The 18,338-nt window shown below is 44.9% G+C and carries 14 protein-coding genes; 10 read left to right on the top strand and 4 right to left on the bottom strand.

Going from position 1 to position 18,338, the window contains the following annotated elements:
• Positions 1–74: 74 nt before the first annotated feature.
• Both NFI81_RS15755 and NFI81_RS15750 read left to right on the top strand, forming a co-directional pair.
• Entirely contained in the window at positions 75–4,295 is a 4,221-nt protein-coding gene (locus tag NFI81_RS15755) for a M4 family metallopeptidase (protein WP_234611490.1), read from the top strand.
• Positions 4,292–4,651, top strand: a complete 360-nt coding sequence (locus tag NFI81_RS15750) for a T9SS type A sorting domain-containing protein (protein WP_234611491.1) — start codon at positions 4,292–4,294, stop codon at positions 4,649–4,651. Before NFI81_RS15755 ends, NFI81_RS15750 begins: the two co-directional genes overlap by 4 nt.
• 185 nt (positions 4,652–4,836) lie before the next feature.
• Here NFI81_RS15750 and ahcY read toward each other — a convergent pair whose 3' ends face one another.
• Positions 4,837–6,153: an adenosylhomocysteinase gene (ahcY, locus tag NFI81_RS15745; protein ID WP_234611492.1), complete on the bottom strand. Its 1,317-nt coding sequence runs from the start codon at positions 6,151–6,153 to the stop codon at positions 4,837–4,839.
• 299 nt (positions 6,154–6,452) lie between these two features.
• Here ahcY and NFI81_RS15740 point away from each other — a divergent pair, with 299 nt between their 5' ends.
• The 6 genes from NFI81_RS15740 to NFI81_RS15715 all read left to right on the top strand — a co-directional run bounded on the left by NFI81_RS15740 (position 6,453) and on the right by NFI81_RS15715 (position 12,032).
• Positions 6,453–7,556 (top strand): sensor histidine kinase, encoded by a 1,104-nt coding sequence (locus NFI81_RS15740; protein ID WP_234611493.1) that lies wholly within the window; start codon positions 6,453–6,455, stop codon positions 7,554–7,556.
• A complete protein-coding gene (locus NFI81_RS15735) occupies positions 7,556–8,278 on the top strand; it encodes a LytR/AlgR family response regulator transcription factor (protein ID WP_234611494.1) in 723 nt (240 codons plus the stop codon). Before NFI81_RS15740 ends, NFI81_RS15735 begins: the two co-directional genes overlap by 1 nt.
• A gap of 151 nt (positions 8,279–8,429) precedes the next feature.
• A complete protein-coding gene (locus tag NFI81_RS15730) occupies positions 8,430–9,902 on the top strand; it encodes a PKD domain-containing protein (protein ID WP_234611495.1) in 1,473 nt (490 codons plus the stop codon).
• Positions 9,903–9,908: 6 nt separating this feature from the next.
• Positions 9,909–10,388, top strand: coding sequence for a hypothetical protein (locus tag NFI81_RS15725; protein ID WP_234611496.1), 480 nt, complete (start codon positions 9,909–9,911; stop codon positions 10,386–10,388).
• A 55-nt stretch (positions 10,389–10,443) separates the two neighbouring features.
• Entirely contained in the window at positions 10,444–11,280 is an 837-nt protein-coding gene (locus tag NFI81_RS15720) for a TapB family protein (protein WP_234611497.1), read from the top strand.
• Positions 11,277–12,032: a carboxypeptidase-like regulatory domain-containing protein gene (locus NFI81_RS15715; protein ID WP_234611498.1), complete on the top strand. Its 756-nt coding sequence runs from the start codon at positions 11,277–11,279 to the stop codon at positions 12,030–12,032. Before NFI81_RS15720 ends, NFI81_RS15715 begins: the two co-directional genes overlap by 4 nt.
• Positions 12,033–12,131: 99 nt before the next feature.
• Here NFI81_RS15715 and NFI81_RS15710 read toward each other — a convergent pair whose 3' ends face one another.
• From NFI81_RS15710 to NFI81_RS15700, 3 genes are all read right to left on the bottom strand, one after another.
• Complete coding sequence (locus NFI81_RS15710; protein WP_234611499.1) at positions 12,132–12,722, bottom strand: carboxymuconolactone decarboxylase family protein; 591 nt, start codon at positions 12,720–12,722, stop codon at positions 12,132–12,134.
• Between the two features lie 12 nt (positions 12,723–12,734).
• Positions 12,735–13,286, bottom strand: coding sequence for a peroxiredoxin (locus NFI81_RS15705; protein ID WP_234611500.1), 552 nt, complete (start codon positions 13,284–13,286; stop codon positions 12,735–12,737).
• A 219-nt stretch (positions 13,287–13,505) separates the two neighbouring features.
• Positions 13,506–14,810 (bottom strand): UDP-N-acetylmuramoyl-tripeptide--D-alanyl-D-alanine ligase, encoded by a 1,305-nt coding sequence (locus tag NFI81_RS15700; RefSeq protein WP_234611501.1) that lies wholly within the window; start codon positions 14,808–14,810, stop codon positions 13,506–13,508.
• Positions 14,811–14,954: 144 nt separating this feature from the next.
• On the opposite strand from NFI81_RS15700, the gene NFI81_RS15695 reads away from it, so the two are divergent.
• On the top strand, positions 14,955–17,204 hold the full coding sequence (locus tag NFI81_RS15695) for a T9SS type A sorting domain-containing protein (RefSeq protein WP_234611502.1): 2,250 nt from the start codon (positions 14,955–14,957) through the stop codon (positions 17,202–17,204).
• A gap of 48 nt (positions 17,205–17,252) precedes the next feature.
• Positions 17,253–18,335 (top strand): L-rhamnose/proton symporter RhaT, encoded by a 1,083-nt coding sequence (rhaT, locus tag NFI81_RS15690; RefSeq protein ID WP_234611503.1) that lies wholly within the window; start codon positions 17,253–17,255, stop codon positions 18,333–18,335.
• The last annotated feature ends 3 nt before the right edge of the window (positions 18,336–18,338 follow it).

Below are 18,338 nucleotides of genomic sequence, written 5' to 3'. Positions count from 1 at the left end.
AGCCCATTTACAACAAAAAAAATGTTACTAAATCGTTGCCCACTTACTTCAATCAGCAGCAAGATGTGCGGCTTATGGAGTATTCGACAGATCCAGCGGGGTTAAATAAAGAATATCGGCTGGAATTGTTGCCTGAGAAAGGTTTACCGGCAGTTAGACTCATGGCTGTAACCGGTAAAATTCAAAAAAAGAAAGTATTTTTTACTGAGAAAAATAACAATGCAAGTTTTAATGACGATCTACCTAATCCGTTCTCCGTTGCTACTGCTGCGGGATTATTGTGGGGTGTAAGAGAAACAATGATCGTCTTTCAAAAGTACTTCGGTTGGAATGGACTTAATAATGCGGGAAAACTCTTAGACGTTGAGTTGATTGAAGAGAATTTTAGCAACGCTTATTTCTCAACAGACGAAGAAAGGATAAAAGTGCTTGGAGACGCCGGAATCAATGTTCCGGATGTCAGCATCGGAGCTATTTGTCATGAATTTACTCATGGAGTTTTTTATTACAGGGGGTATAATACTGGCGTATACTCTAATCAATATCTAGCAATTAGTGAATCTCTTTCCGATATATTTTCAGTCTTCGTTAAAAAAGAAGTTGAGAAGGCTGCCAGTTACAATTGGATTTGTGGTGACGCCACCAAGGCAGGAGGCTTTCGCAACTTCGAAAACCCAAATTTGACTTTTCACCCGGATACCTATGGAGACACGTTCTGGCAAGAATGGGATGACCCGAAATTTAACCCACACGTTAATGCAAGTGTAATCAATCATTGCTTTTATCATCTTGCGCAAGGCTCTGGCGGCCCTAAGAAAAATTTTCACGGCACACCGTATAATTGTGTAGGTATTGGTGTACCAAAAGCAATTGAGATTTTCTGGGGAGCGATGGATGGTCTTTCCACTGAATCTACTTTTTTCGATCTCCGCAAAAGAACGTTGGAAGTAGTGCATAAAATGGGTCATCCAACTGGTTCGGAACTAGATTTAGCAGTAAGAGAAGGCTGGAAGTCAGTAGGTTTAGGGCAAGATTTGGCTATTACTGATGTAATCTGTGAAACAGGAAAAACAGCCGAGTCAATTTTTTACGGACAAGTTCCGATTAACACTGGAAAAGGGGATGTAATTGGAGATGCTCAGGCAGGCAAAATCAATGTTCTCGTAGACTGCGTAAATAAACCGCAAATACATACCTTGATTGCTGATCCAACTACTGCAATCCACTTCATAGACAGTAATGACGCTGATCAGATTTATACCATAGATAACGATGAAAAGCTTTCCAAACAAGGTGTGACAGTACATTTTGCTACAAGGCTTGCTCATGATTACTTTCAGGCTCACCATAACTTTTCGAGCATGGATGGTAATGGAACTACGGAAATTTGGAATTACGTAGGTGATCCCCTGAAAGCATATTCACATGGCTACAACCAGGTAACGAAGTTTTTCAAATACGATAACGACAATACACGCTTATCCATTGACCAAATTGCCGGAACCTACTTCAGCGGAATTTATTATAACGTTAAAAATGTGCAGTCACCTGAACTAGGTGAGTCGATAGCCGTGCGTTTGGCGTTAGCCGATATCTTTGGTTTAGAAGTTAACAACGAATATCGGGTGTCAAAAAATCAGCAACCGATATGGACCATTGGTGCTGACGCATTCTCTGGCAATGAATACTTGCGAAGCTTTTCAAATCCAACGCTTAAAGGACAACTTAATTTTTATAAATCGCCCAACTGGGCATTTGCAACTCCAGAACAAATGGCTGGCGTCTGGACACAATTCTATTACTTGATAAGCAATGGTTCCGGACTGAATGGCTACACAAATGCTGATGGGCAAACCAAGTTCATCCTCAAACTGAAAGAGGGTGTGCCCGCCAAAATAATGTTTACAGCCTTTCACAAGTTCTTGTCGGATAACCCGACATTTCCGGAAATGGCTCTGGCAATACTATCATCAGTGGCTAACAACGGATATTCGCAAAAGTCAACAACCTGGAAGACTTGCAAAGATGCGCTGGATTGTGTTTTGGGGCAAAACGGTGTAAATCCGCCTGATCTTTGGGCAGTTGACGGCAATGGTGACCCTGCTAAGGAGGTAGACCCGCTCAACGCAATGTTTCGGGCAAATGTGCTTTATCCAGGCAAAGAAGGCGACCGACTTTTTGAGGTTTCTGAAAATCAAGCGTTCAAAGATGAACTGGCTCCTGTTTACCGAGCATTTCAGCATACATCAGAAGTATTGTTGCCATATATTGATGAAAAAGATCCGGGGGAGCAGACCAGCAGTGCTAAATTTTATCTGGAAGGCGGAAAACAATACTTTGTGCGCAGCAGACTTTTCAGTGCAAATGGACCTGGCTGCGCTAGTTCGATCGGTGGACCTTTGGAGTGCCGTGACTTGGAAAAGATGACCGAGAACTGGAGCACAACGCTGGAAGTGACAACCTTACCGATCATTTCAAATGTGATAAGCCCATTGGAAAACGACAAAGTAGATGCCTGGGGCAGCAAGTTTAATTGGCATGCAACGCCAGGTGCAGCAGGTTATGTCATGCGTGTAACAGATCTTTCGGGAGCAGTTCCTGTTATGGACCGTCCTTTTAAATCGACTAGTGACGAATCAGAGAGCGTAGAGATTGCTCTTGCCAAAGAACGTGGTTATAGTTGGCAAATAGTTGCCACCCATAAGTTGGGTTCAGAAGAAGGAGTGAGTTGGGATAAAGTTTCAAAGACACTGGTTAAAACCGGCCTAACAGACGTAGACATATTTGGAGAATGGACAGGCTCCATTTCTTTTAAAACCTCACTGCCCGAAACCCCTTTACTTGTGCCTCCCGGTCCTGCTGACGTAGAACATGTCCCTCCTTTTGGGGAAGATATCTTACTTTCTGCGGAGGAGGCTCCCGGAGCAACTGGTTATCGATACCACATTCAGGACAAAAAGGATGACATGGAAGTCCCGCTGGTTTTGTACGACCATGAAAATCTGAAACTACCTGACATTTCGAACGGCAAAGTATATACATGGGCGTTCGAGCCATACAAGGAGGCCACACCACCATTCATTACTGAGAAAGAGTTTGGCAAAAAGTATTTTTCAACCTTTGTGGTTGACTATTCGCTAGTGCCAGCGCCGGTGCTATTGTCACCTGTAAACGATGCAGTTTTTAACTTTGGAACATCAACACCCGATCAAGTTTTTTCTTGGTCTCCCGTGGCAGGAGCTGTGGAATACGATTATTCTGTTGACTTTGCAGAAGATGAAGTTACTGATAATCATAGCTCTACTTCGGAAACAAGTGTCGCCATGGATGTCGGCGATGTATCTACTGGTGCAAAGGGCGGTTTTAGGTGGAGAGTCAGGGCAAAGGCGAAAGACGAAAAAGGAGACTGGATAGAGGGACCCTATTCTCCCTTGTCATTCTATTGGCTGAGGCCTGAAAAAACAAATCTTAAATATCCGAGTGACGGTGCGCAAACTGTGGATAACCATAAAGCAGAATTCTCCTGGTACGAACAGTGGGCTCCGGCTGGACACCTTTTTAGATTATGGAAGGATAATGTGATCGTGTTCGAAAAAGAAGTTTTTGGCAAAAGCATAACAATCACCAATTTGGAAGTGAATACAGATTACACCTGGGATGCTCCGGCGATGACGAAAACGCCGACAGCAACACATTTCCCGGAAACCTACACGTTCGCACATTTCCGGACCGGAAATGCACAGGATGAAGAAAAGAATGGAAAGGAAATTAAGGAGTATGATCCCAATGAAGATGAAGCAGGGCCTGGGGATCCAAATGATCCGAATGACCCGGACCAAGGCTCAGGGGATGTTTTTTATCCTCAATTAGGCTTCACAGTCGATGTCAAGGACGGGGAATTTGCGGATACATATTCTTATTCCTACAAAGTTACTGTGACAAGTGACAAAGGCTATTCCAGAGAGTGGAATTGCGCCGTGAATGGACTGGGGGTAGTATTTATTCCAGAAGATCTTTTCCAGACGAAAGTCAATGGAGATTTGCCAGAGGACACAGCTCTGTACCACTTTCATCTTGAAATTACAGACCTCAATGGGAAAGACGACAGTTATGCCGCAAGCCCGACGTATGATTTTGCTCTGCTTTTATATGATGCTTTGCCAGCCGTTCAGGGCAAGAAGATGCCACTTTTAGATTCGATACCACAATCAGGCGTGTTCGGCGGCAGATGGGTGGGATGTAGCATTGATTTTGATTTTGAATACACCTTTTCAACCAAAAAACCGAAACCATGACGAAGATTATATCAGGTGCAATCCTATTATTTAGTCTTTATGCATTTCAAGCAAAAGCTCAGAATCAAATCATTAAAAGTAAATATGGATTAACGATTTATCCAGTAAATACAACGATTAACGCAGTCACCCTTTATCCTAATCCTGCCGCTTTAACGGTAAGATTTAAATCAACAAAGCCATTAGTTGGCTTCAATTTAGAGGTGGTTGATCAAACAGGATTAAGTTGTTTAAAGCTGCAACACCGGACAGATGAAACACTAGATATTTCCAAACTCCCAACTGGAATATATATCGTTCGATTTACGAAGGGAAAAGAATCTTATTCCCAGAAGCTGATCGTGCAACGGGAGTAGTTTGATGACTAGTGATGCAGGAAGCCGATAAATGCTAGGCTCCCTGCCAACATTGGTTCACTCTCTTAGTAGTCAAAAAAAACTTCTCAAGTTTCCAAAACTTGGTAAGCCTATCCTGAGTAACCAGGACAAAAAAAAGCGTCCCGGATCTTAGAACCGGGACGCCTTGACATTGATGCCCAATATCAATACCGATAAGTCTCCGACTTAAACGGCCCTTCAATGCTAACGCCGATGTAAGCCGCCTGCTCGTCCGAAAGCGTTTCCAATTTTGCGCCTACGTGGCCCAGGTGGAAGGCTGCAACTTTTTCGTCCAATGCTTTTGGAAGTACGTATACTTTTTTGTCGTAAGCCGCAGTGTTTGTCCAAAGTTCGATTTGTGCAAGCGTCTGGTTAGAGAATGAGCATGACATTACGAATGATGGGTGGCCCATTGCGCATCCAAGGTTTACCAAACGGCCTTCTGCAAGAACGATAACATCTTTGCCGGCAACTGAATAAATATCAACCTGTGGTTTGATCTGCACTTTTGAATCGCCGTAAGTTGAGTTCAACCAAGCCATATCGATTTCATTATCGAAGTGACCGATGTTGCAAACAACCGCTTTGTCGCGCATTGCCAGGAAGTGACGATCTGTGATGATCTTGTAGTTTCCTGTTGCTGTTACAAAAATGTTCGCACGCGTTGCAGCTTCGTCCATTGTTACCACTTCGAAGCCATCCATTGCAGCCTGAAGCGCACAAATTGGATCGATTTCAGTAACCAACACACGGCATCCTGCGCCACGAAGCGATTCTGCTGAACCTTTACCCACGTCACCGTAACCAGCCACAACAGCTACTTTACCAGCAAGCATTAAGTCAGTTGCGCGACGGATCGAATCCACAAGTGATTCGCGGCAGCCGTATTTGTTATCAAATTTAGATTTTGTAACTGAGTCATTTACATTGATTGCAGGCAAATGAAGCGTTCCGTTTTTCAAACGGTCATATAGACGAAGCACACCTGTTGTCGTTTCTTCCGAAAGTCCTTTGATGCCTTCAATCAGCTCAGGATATTCGTCAAAAACCATATTAGTAAGGTCACCACCATCATCCAGGATCATATTCAATGGCTTGCGGTCTTCGCCGAAGAACAATGTTTGCTCGATACACCAGTTGAATTCCTCTTCGTTCATGCCTTTCCAAGCGTAAACCGGGATGCCCGCTGCTGCGATCGCCGCTGCTGCGTGATCTTGCGTCGAGAAAATATTACATGAAGACCAGGTAACCTCAGCACCCAGTGCAGTAAGCGTTTCGATCAAAACCGCCGTTTGAATGGTCATGTGCAAGCAACCGGCAACACGTGCACCCGCAAGTGGCTGTGATGGACCGTATTCTGCGCGGATTGACATTAAACCCGGCATTTCAGCTTCTGCAAGCGTAATTTCTTTACGGCCCCATTCGGCCAAACTGATGTCTTTTACCTTGTAAGGAATGTACGTTTCTGTTGACGTCGCCATTATGTGACAGTTTAGTTTATATCTTTATTTTGACACAAAACTAACCAGAAAAACCACGGAGGGGAAGAAAAATAGATACAAATTGTGGTTTTGCTCCTAAATTTGGATGTTTTATCTTCTTAGTGCTGCATATGTAGCGCTTTGTAAGTGAGGACAAGGTTTATTCGCCGCCCTGGCAGATATTTTGTCTTGACCGCTGTGAAATGCTGGCTTGCATGCCGTTCGTCGACGTTAATGAGGTCTTTGTCGACAATGTTTTTGAGGTCAGAAAATAGGCCGCGAATTGGTTATATTTGCCTATGCGCCCAAACGTTTACCCTACTCATCAGGCCCGGATAAGGATCTTGCAGCATGCCGCGTTCTGGATCGTCGTATTGATCATCCTGACGGTGATCTATGGCGCGGGAATGCCTGATTACTGGATTGCGATCGGCGTCGTTGCCCTGTTTTTGCCTATACACATTGCTTATTTCTATTCGATCGGGTATGTCATTATCCCGAAGTTTTTCAACAGAAAAAAGCGAATCGAATTTTTTGTCTTGCTTATTGCAGCAGTAGTTTTTTCAACGCTGACTTTCAGATTGATGGAGATTTTTGTAGCTGACCCTATCATTTACAGCGCGGTTAAGAAAACGGACCCTACATTTGTATGGAAAAAACTGGAAGGAAGTTTCTGGCAACAGCTCGCAAAACCGGTGTATCTCATCAGCGCTTTTGAACAAACTAATATTTTTGTTTGGATAGCCTTATCGGTTAAATTTTTCAAAATGTGGTTTGAAAGAAGGCAGGCTGCTATGGAGGCCGAGCTCAACTTTTTAAAGGGTCAGTTACATCCGCACTTTCTTTTTAACACACTCAATAACCTTTATGCATTAACATTGAACCAATCGCCGCAATCGCCTGGCGTGGTGCTGGGCCTGGCGGAAATATTACGTTATATGCTTTATGAAGCCAATACGGATGTGGTTGATTTAGAACGGGATATCAAAATTGTAGAAAGCTATATCGAGCTTGAAAAAATCCGTTACGAAGAACGGCTGGACATTAATTTCAGCATTAATGGTCTTTCCAATGAATATAAAATTGCGCCGCTGCTGATCCTCCCGCTGGTGGAAAATGCTTTCAAGCATGGCGCAAGCGAGCAGGTAGGGCAGGCCTGGATCAACATTGACCTGCGGGTTAAAAACAATTTTCTTAAATTTAAAATATCCAACAGCAAGCCCGACCGGCCAGATCCGAAAGACAGCCGAAACCATCATACCAGCATCGGATTGGCCAATGTCAGGAAGCGGTTGGAGATTTTGTATCCGTCAGCACACCAGCTCAAAATTCTGGAAGAAGACGAAGTTTTTGCCGTAATCCTCGAATTGGAATTGGATAAAAAAATTGAAATAGCCTCATAATGAAGATAAAAGCGATTTTGGTAGACGACGAACCGCATGCCATTGAGGTGCTGGATAATTATCTCCGGAATTTCAATGAAATCGAGATCGTTGCGCGCTGCCAGGATGCTATTCAGGCTTTTCAGGTTTTGCAGCAGCAGAAAGTGGATCTGATGTTTTTGGATGTAAAAATGCCTGGATTAACAGGGACCGAGCTATTGAGGAGCCTCAAAACACCGCCAAAAGTCGTTTTTACAACCGCTTACCAGGATTACGCCGTCGAGGGTTTTGATCTCAATGCAGTGGATTATCTGCTCAAACCCATTCCTTTTGAGCGCTTTTTGAGAGCCATGGATAAAGTTTTTACAGGTTTGAATGTTACCAACCAATCTGTTTCCATTGCCCAAAAGGCCGCCGTAAGCAACCAGGACATCTTTTTGTATCTCAAAGTGGATCGGAAAATGGTCAAGGTCAATGTGAATGATATTTTTTGGGTGGAAAGCCTTCGGGATTACATTAAGGTTGTTTTGAAGGATAAGGTGTTGATTACAAAGCAAAAGATCAGCCTGCTGGAAGAGCTGCTTCCCGAAGACAACTTCATTCGCGTGCACCGGTCTTTCATCGTGGCTGTGGATAAAGTGGAAAGTTACCACGCACATAAAATTGAAATCGCCGGGAAAGAACTTCCTATCGGCCGGAATTTCAGGAACGATTGTCAGCGACGCTTCAAGCTGACTTTTTAGTAAACGGTTAAAATTAGCGTCTACTGACGCCTTTCGTCGATAAAACCTGCTGTTAATCGACAGTAATTTCTCACCTCGCTATTTCGACTTACCATTGCACCGCCATTTAGCCGATGGTGAAAATCAGTGTTCAGTAAATCAAAAAATAGCCATGTTAAAAAGTAAAAGAATTCTGCTTGCCCTCTTTTCACTTGCCCTTTTCGTAACAAGCTGCAAGGAAGATGAAGACGTAAAACCAGGCAACACGTTAACCGCCCGCGCCGGTGCGGATCAGAATGTGAATGCCGGTGACATTGTAACCCTCGATGGAAGTGCCTCAACCGACAGCGAAAACAAACCATTCGATTACCGCTGGACATTTACAAAAAAACCAACCGGCAGCACCACAGCCCTCAGCTCGGCAACGGTGAGTAAGCCAACATTCAAAACGGACCTTCCCGGAGAATACGAAGTTGAGCTTACCACCAGCAATGCTAACGGCGAAAGCAAAGACAAGGTCCTGATCACTGCAACGGTGATCCAGCCGGTCGTGCTGGACGCAAATATTGCTGCAAAGACCACGCTGGAAGACCGGATCGACAATCCTGATGTGCCCGACTATGTTGCCAATGGAAATGTTGCCGTAAATGCCGAGTTGACTTTGAAACCGGGTGTAGTAATTGCTTTTGCAAGAGACGCAAGGCTTGAAGTGAATGATAATGGCGGAATTCTGCTCGCAAAAGGTGATTCTACGAAACCGATCCGTTTGATTGGAAAAGAAACCAAGAAAGGCTTTTGGGCCGGAGTCATTTTCCGCTCTTCGAGCAGTGCTAATACGCTGGAATATGTGCAGGTGCTGCATGCCGGAAGTAAAGTGCTGTTCAGTGGCAGAAAAGCTGGAATGGCCATAGCGGGTTCTTCGAAAGCAGAAGTGTCTATTAAAAACAGCCTTTTCGAGCAAAATGACGGATATGGTTTGTGGATTGAAAGAGGCGTAATTCTTTCTTCATTTACAAAAAATACATTCAAAGGTAACACCGAGGCCGGCATTCTGCTGGATGCCGATAATGTTGCCAAACTGGACGTGAACTCCTCTTTCACGAACGGAAACGGACGCAATGTGGTGGAGATTTTCGCTTCGCAACTATCTAAAAACATTACTGCAGAAGTGGTTTGGCAGGGATTCAAAGACAAAACACCTTACCGCGTGCTGGAAGGCCTTACGGTTGACGCAAACTGGAAGATCAGTCCGGGTGTAGTGATTGAAATATCGGAAGGAGCGCGAATGTCCATTGATGAAGGTTATATCAATGCCATCGGAACACCAACTGCGAAAATCGTTATCAAAGGCGCTGAAAATAAGCCAGCTTATTGGAGAGGTTTGATATGCTACACAACCAGCGCAAACAACGTTTTTGAACATGTGGAAATATCCGGCGGCGGAAGCACAGCGCTGGTTTCGGGTAAAAAAGTGAACATTGCGGTTTACGGAAGCCAGGCCAGAATGCAGATTAAAAACTCCAAAATCTCGGGCAGCGGCGGCTACGGAATGTATGTGAATTACCAGGCCATTGTGAATGACGACATTGAAACCGTCAACACTTTTGCCGACAATGTGGAAGGTAAAGTGCTGCGTGAAAAATAAAATTGTATGAAACCAATTGAGTTAATTTCCGTGGTTCGGATCATTGGCATTGTGCTTTACTTTTTCATTGCAGCACAAGGCGCGTTTTACCATTTCGGTTTTGGAAAAGCATTGTATAACATTCCAGCCGATGATTTTATAGTGCTTCGCAAAGCTGTTGACCCGATTGTCCGGGGCAAATTCAAGGTGCTGTACTTGTCTGCATTGGCCGTTATGTTCATCTGGTTTTTGATGAGTGATAAAAGTGCCGGATTCCTTTCCTATGCGCCTGTTTTGCTTGCTTTTCTGTTTCTGGTGGCCGATATGGCGCTTATTTTGAAATTTAGCGAGCCCGTTAATGCGCTAATCAATAGCAACTCAATCGACACAGAAGCCGGTTTTGAAAGCGCCAGGAGTGAGTGGTTAAAGTTCATTTTGATCAGGGGTTACCTTTCGATTTCCGGGTTTCTCTTACTGCTGATTCATCTCGTTTTCAAAATCCGCTGATCATAACCAAATACGTATATTATAATCCGTTTCATATTTTAATTATTACAAAGCCATGTTAAATAAAAATCAACCTTCCATTACATTCGCCCGTCAAACACGGCAGGTGTTTCTTTCACTGGCAATTGCAGCTGTTTCACTGGCATCTTGCAAGGATGACAAAGACAATGTCAAGCCGGACGACGGCAATCCGCCTGCCGAAGACAAAGCGTTTTTGCCTGAGAAAGATCAGATTTATACATACAGGATCCTGGACAGTGACGGTGAAAAGAGCAGTTCCACATTGCAAGTTGTTAATACAAAGGATTCTTCGGGAATTTCCGTATACAATATTGAAAATGTGATCCAGGAGGGAAGGGTTTTTGTTACAACCAGAAGCCGGGCATTCAGTAAGGGCGGACTCACGACTAACGAAATGCTTCATGAGGATGCCGTGCATGCATTATACGATATCGTAGAAGAATTCGCTGAAATTGAGGATGTTAAATTGAGCGGGTTCCCCCAAAAGCAGGTGCTGGAAAACAAAGGAACGGTCGGCAGCAACGTAACTTTCGGCAAAGATCCGTTGAAGGTTGACATAGCATTGCTGATACCAATCGATGAGAAAAACAAAATCGAGGCAGATTGGGAAACTACATTGACCTATCTGGATGGGAAGGCGACTAAGCAGGAGGAAATAACGACGCCGGCAGGAACATTCAAGTGTACCAAGTGGGAGTATAAATATGAAATGCATATAAAATTATCCAGCCTTTACATACCAGTCGAGGAAACCGAAGATGTTTGTACAGTTGAACTATGGACTGCTCCGGGCGTAGGCATCGTGAAGTCGATAGAAACGGTCGGCGAGGATTCTTCCACCACGGAATTGCAAAAAATCGCTAAGAAATGAGACGCGTTTTCGTACTAATGCAATGTCTGTTCATGCTGATGGCCGTCGCATGCACCGAAACCGATGGCCCTTCGCCGGATGAAGCAGCACCGGAAGAAGGATATACAACCGGGAAGATCACCAATACGGACGGGTCGCCTATGCCAGGTGTAAAGGTGGTGGTGGACAATACCATGATTTACGCATCTTATTCCATCGGAACTTCGGATGAAAAGGGAAATTACAAGATCCAGCTGCCCAAAGTAGGCACATTCATGGCCTCAGCGCATATTACAAAAAAATACAATGGCCGGGAATATGAGCTGGATCTGGATCCTGATGTGTACGAAGAGTTCAGCATTAACGGCGCTGTGCGGAACTTCCAGTGGAAGCTCAGTGGCCGGCGACCGGTGGAAGCGCAAGGTTACTATGGCGCGACCATTGAGGTGAATAAAGATGTCATGAGCAGCGTTTACGATTCCGAAAACATTGAATTCACGCTGGTTCCTGTTGGGAATCTCATCGACGGTTCAAAGGGTAAGACGCTCAAAATGAAACATGGTGAGCCTTTTACAAGTGACTACGGAAAGCTGGTAGACATTCCGCTGGGCAGATACACCATGACGGCCTATTACAACGGAGAAGGAGGAAAAGGGCCCTTGAAATTAAGAAAACACTTTTCCGAGGACGAATATGAGAATGAGATCACCATTGATTTTGAGCCGTCAACGATGTGGGGAAATAATATAGCTTTTATCAGCTATTCGGAATAAAAAAATGCGGGGTCGCCTTGACGAACCCGCCTAACGAAATACGGAGTAAAGAGTAGTAGTGCAAAATTCCCAGGCCATTTCGGACCTGGGAATTTTTATTTACACCAAAACAGTGAAGCTTTTAAAAATAGCGCCAACCCTAACTGCGTCGAATATACGCGCAGGCGTTCCGCCATGGTTCAGCACCGATTGCTCATGTGAAGTGACGCACATTTCGCAGCCGTTCAATGCCGAGACTACGAGGCTCAAAAGTTCAAAGAACTCTTTGCCCAAAACAGGATTTACCATAATGCTCATCTTGATTCCAGCGGGAGAGTTATCGTAAAATTCCTTGTGCATGAAATGCCTGAAACGATAGAAAACGTTGTTCGCATTCATCAAAGAAACGCAGGCTGTTACTTCTGCAATTTCCTTTTCATCAGCACCTTCCGTCGTTGCCAGTTCTTCAAGAGCGGTGATCAACGCTGCATTTTTCTCGTTCACGGCCACCGAAAGCGCGATCAGAAGCGCTTCTTTACGGTTCAATGTCTGCGATTTGAGCACATTACCCACATTAATCTTCAAATCTTTCAGATAACGGTGGTCCAATGCGGCGAGCTTATTGATCAGCACACTTTCAAATTCTGCAGGCAGGTTTACTTCTTTATACAGGGAATCTTTCGTATTCCCTGTCGTTGCGAATGGATACATTTCTGGTTGTGATTAAGCTAATGTTGCTTCACCTTTAACCCAGTTGCAAGGGCAAAGTTCGTCTGTTTGCAAAGCATCCAAAACGCGGATTACTTCACCAACATTACGGCCAACCGAAAGATCATTCACACTTACCCAACGAATAACGCCTTGTGGATCAACGATGTAAGTTACGCGGTAAGCGATTTTTTCGTTTGCTTCAAGAATACCCAATTCTTCTGCAAGCGATTTAGAAGTGTCGGCCAGCATGGGGAATTGCAGGTCACGCAGATCGTCGTGGTTTTTTCTCCAAGCAAGGTGAACAAATTCACTGTCGGTAGAAGCACCGATCAGCATAGTGTCGCGGTCTGCGAAGTCTTCAACGTGTTTTCCGAACTCAGCAATTTCGGTAGGGCATACAAAAGTGAAATCCTTTGGCCACCAGAACATTACCATCCACTTTTCAGCGTTTTTGTGATCTTCTGAGGTAATATCGTAGAATTCATTGCCTTTTTCAAGCGAAACAACTGACGTTTTTTTAAATGCTGGGAAGGTAGATCCCACGGATAAAATCCTATTTGACATGATTGTGCGTTGGTTTATAATTTGTACATTTTTAATGTTACAAAACTACAACCAGCGCTTGCACAAGACAACTTTGGACCTGGTATTATATAAGGAAAGTGTTGTTTTAATCAAATGAATTTGATTTTATTTATCAAGAACTGATATTTATCAATTTTATCAATAGTGTGATAAATTCGGCCGATATAATTTAACTAATAATTACTTAAATTATAAAACTCACTCCGGCATCAGGTTCAGCACCGTTTCCAGCGCCATGCCGCGTGATCCTTTAATTAATATGTATGTATTTTCTTGCGGGTTGTCCATAACCCAGTTGTGCAGCGAAAATTTGTCGGGGAAATAGTAAGCTTTTGGCAACGCAGGCAATGCGTGCTGCATGAGCTGGCCCGCCAGGATCACGATATCAAACTTATGTTTTGCGATCTGTTCCCCCAAAGCCAGATGCTCTGCCGGGGCGGCTTCGCCCAGCTCAAACATATCGCCCAGGATCAGCATTTTCCGTGGTGCGTCAATGCTGGCAAAGTTGGCAACGGCAGCCGACATAGAGGATGGATTAGCATTATAAGCATCCATAATCACCGTATTGCTCCCTTTTTTAACGATTTGCGAACGGTTATTATCCGGTTTGTAAGTCGCAACGGCCTCATTGGCATCACTGTCTTCCACACCGAAATGCTTTCCGATCGCCAGCGCAGCGCACATGTTGTCAAAGTTGTAGCCGCCTGGCAGTTGTGTAGAAACCGTTTTCCCATTGTTTTGATAAACTACAAAAGGACTTTCCTGCACCAAAACAGGATTTACCGCACTGTTATCCGAGCAATAAAAGACGATTTCACCAAATGCCCGGCGCTTGCTGGCCATTTCCATGATCACGTCATCTTTGGTATTCACGAAAACAGTGCCCTTCTTTTTGGAAAGAAAATCGAAAAGTTCGCCCTTGCCCTTCATAATGCCAGCTATTCCCCCGAAACCTTCGAGATGCGCCTTGCCAATGTTGGTGATCAGTCCGTGCGTAGGAATAGCAATGGTGCTTAGCAAAGCAATTTCCTGCTGATGGTTCGCGCCCATTTCAATGACCGCCATTTCGTGTCTGGCAGGGTCAATGGACAGGATCGTTAATGGCACGCCAATGTGGTTGTTCAGGTTTCCTTTGGTTGCATATGTGTTGTATTTCATAGATAACACCTTCGCAATCAGCTCCTTCGTGGTGGTTTTTCCATTAGAGCCAGTTAATGCGATCACCGGGAAAGTAAAAGTTTTGCGGTGATGCCTGGCCAGGTCCTGCAATGCTTCCAGCGCATTTTCCACCAGCAAAAAACGCTCATTAGCAACCATTTCCGCATTGTCCACCACGGCATAAGCGGCGCCTTTGCTTAATGCTTCCGCTGCGTATTGATTGCCGTCAAAATTATCGCCTTTTAACGCGAAAAACAGACAACCCTCGCTGATTTTGCGGGTGTCGGTGGAGATGGCGGTACTGTTTTGAAAGTGGTTATGGAGCGTTTCGGTCGAAGTATACATGAAATCCTGATTCAATATAAAGTTATAAGCGCTTATTTCGTTAGGTTTAAAACCAAGTTAAGCAAGCCCGCGCGGTGCCAGTTGCCCGGCGCCCCAGTGCGACGGCCGGCACGAACCGCAAAACTAATAGATTATTCCTCAACGATGCGAACGAAATTTACCTCCTTTTTCCTCTTCATCTTTTACATTATAACGCTTTCAAATGCTTTTTCGCAAAAGTCATGGTTTAAAATCGACACGCTGACCAGCGTAACTTCCAAAGGTGCAAAACTGACCAATCCCTGGGCCGGCGGACTCAATGCTTCACAGTTCCTTAAAATGCATTTGAACAATGATGCGGACGAGGATATGGTCGTTTATGATCGCACAAACAGCAAAATCACCACATTCCTGGCCGCAGCTGACCCGCTGAATCCAGGCAAAAAGGCATTCATTCACACACCCTATTACGAATCGCTTTTTCCCAAAGCCGATAACTGGATAATCCTCGCCGATTACGATGGCGACGGGAATAAGGACCTTTTCACGAGCACATCATTAGGGATCAGTGTTTACAGGCAGGTAAAAACAGGGCAGTCCTGGACATTCAGGCAAATGCAGGAAGTGCTTTATACCAAAGGGTTTTCCGGCAATATCAATTTGCAGGTCTCGGGAACAGACATTCCGGGCATTGTGGACGTGGACGATGACGGCGATCTGGACCTGTTGCTTTTCGATTTTTCGGGGAACTACATTGAGCTGCACCAAAATCTGAGCGTGGAGACATTTGGCGTGCCGGATAGCCTTGGTAATTCGCAAACCCCCGTTTTTCAGCGTAACGGCGACTGCTGGGGGAATTTTCATAAAGGCACGGACGAAGGTTTTGAGTTCGGCCTGGATTGCGGGGTGACCGTTAGTTCCGGCAATCGCGAAATGCATGCGGGAAATTCTATTTTGTTGCAGGATTTGAATGGTGATGGCAAAAAGGACCTTTTGGCAGGTCACGTCAGCAACACGCACATCTCATTTTTAACCAATTCAGCAAGCGGTTTGATCGGTAATTTTACAGCCTATACCAACACTTACCCAGCCGTTAACCCCGTGCTTTTACATATTTTCCCTGCCGCATTTATGGAAGACGTGGATTTTGATGGAAAAAAAGACCTGCTCATTGCGCCTAACACGGCTTCCAACGATGGTAACCTGACCGATTTCAAATCTTCCGGCTGGTTTTATCAAAACACGGGGACTGACACAAAGCCGGATTTTAAACTCATAAAAAAGAACTTCTTACAAGATCAGATGCTGGACGTCGGTGAAAATGCAGCACCTTCATTTTTCGACATGGATGGTGACGGCGATCTGGATATGCTGATCGGAACTGGCGGGATTCCCGGGCAAAACGGTTTTAAGGGCAGTTTCTGGCTTTTGAAAAATAATGGAAATAACACAACGCCCGCATTTGAAGTCGAATCAGAAAATTATCTTAATCTGGCTTCTGCCTTCGGCGTTTACAACATTAAGCCGCAATGGGCTGATTTCAATGGCGATGGCGTCACCGACCTCGGTTTCGCAGCCACTTCTACCACAACATTAAAACTGGAATACCGCTATGTTCCGAACAAAGCGGCCGCAGGCGCGCCAGCGCAACTGAATCTTGCTGATGCTGTGACGATCGCGATGCCAACCGAATCCCAAACCGGCGATTCACCCCATTTTTACGATGTGGACGGCGACGGCGACCTGGATTTACTCGTGGGTAAGACTCAGGGCAATATTTATTATTATACCAACACCGGGACCAGCAAGCAATTTACATTCAAGCTGGAAAGTGACGCATTTGCGGGTGTTGCCATTAGCTTTGAAGGCCGTTCGCCCCAACTCGCCGTGGCCGATTTTGATCTCGATGGTCGTGCAGACGTCCTTACAGCAGACCACACAGGCAACATTCGCCTGTTTCACGGAGCCGACTGGGGTAAATGGACAGAGCGGGAAACATTACTCGTGGAACAGAACGGAAAAGCCTCCGCGCCGTCATTCGGCAATTATCTGGCACTGGCAGCAGGCGATTATAATGGGGATAAAAAGCCGGATATCGCCGTCGGCAGCAATGCGGGTGGACTCAGGTTGTTGACCAACATTGTCCCGGTGACCATTACGGGCAACGAACCATTAACGGGGCCGCTTGTTAATGTGTTTCCAAATCCGGCTGCCAATTATTTAAAGATCAAGTCCTCAAAATCAGCAACGTTTGACATTATCAGTGTAAGCGGCCGGAAAATCGTCAGAGATCAAAAGCTGAATGCGAATATCGAGCAGGAAATCGTCACGGAATATTGGCCGGCAGGGTTGTATTTGATTGAATTGAAATCGGATAACAGCCGCGTGGTGCGGAAAGTGATGGTAGCAAATTAGCAAGTAGATAGCCGCAGAAAAGCTCTTACAAGATAAAATTCATTTTTCATGCAAGCTCTTCTCGGCGTAATTTTCCATTTTATTGGCGGTTTTGCTTCCGGCAGTTTTTACATTCCATACAAACAAGTCAAGGGCTGGGCCTGGGAATCCTACTGGATCGTCGGCGGGCTTTTTTCCTGGCTTATCGTCCCGCCGCTAGCCGCATATTTGACTATCCCGGGCTTCACCGACATCATCGCTTCCACCGATGGAGGCATTTTACTAATAACATACATTTTTGGCGTTTTGTGGGGCATAGGCGGGCTAACTTACGGATTAGGAGTTCGTTATCTGGGCGTCTCGCTCGGAAGTTCCATTATTCTCGGGCTTTGCTCCGTTTTCGGCGCATTAATCCCGTCCGTTTACTATCAGTTTTCACCCAGACCAGGAAAAGATACAATCTCAGATTTGTTTACAAACAGCTGGGGACAAATGGTTTTGCTAGGCTTGCTCGTTTGCGTGATCGGCATTATCATTTGTGGAAAAGCCGGCGCGATGAAGGATAAGGATCTCAAAAAATCGGGATATGTTGCGGATGATAAAACGGAATTCAAAATAGGCTTAGGGTTGACAGTTTCGATCATTTCCGGCGTGTTAAGCGCTTGTTTCGCATTCGGGATTGATGCGGGTAAGGTGATGGCAGAGGAAGCTAATGCAGCCTGGAAAGCGCTGAATCCCGATCAGGGTGAGTTTTTATTCCAAAACAATGTGACCTATGTTGTGATCCTTTTGGGCGGTTTAACCACCAACTTTATTTGGTGCATGCTTCTGAACGCGCGTAACAAAACATTTGGTGACTACACAAATTCCAGCACGCCGTTGCTATCTAACTACATTTTCTCGGCACTCGCCGGTACAACCTGGTTCCTGCAGTTTTTCTTTTACGGCATGGGCGAGAGCAAGCTGGGCAATGGTCCAAGCTCGTGGATTTTGCACATGGCATTCATCATACTGGTCGCCAACTCATGGGGGTTGATCCTGAAAGAATGGAACGGGATCAGCAAAAAAACGCTCACTACGATCATTTCAGGTATTTTGGTCATTGTGTTATCTGTTTTGATAGTTGGATACGGCAATTATTTGAGGGAGTAGTTT

The sequence above is a fragment of the Dyadobacter fanqingshengii genome (genome assembly GCF_023822005.2).
GTDB lineage: Bacteria > Bacteroidota > Bacteroidia > Cytophagales > Spirosomataceae > Dyadobacter > Dyadobacter fanqingshengii.
Note: the sequence above shows the minus strand (reverse complement) of the source record. Positions and strands in the feature narration are given on the sequence as shown.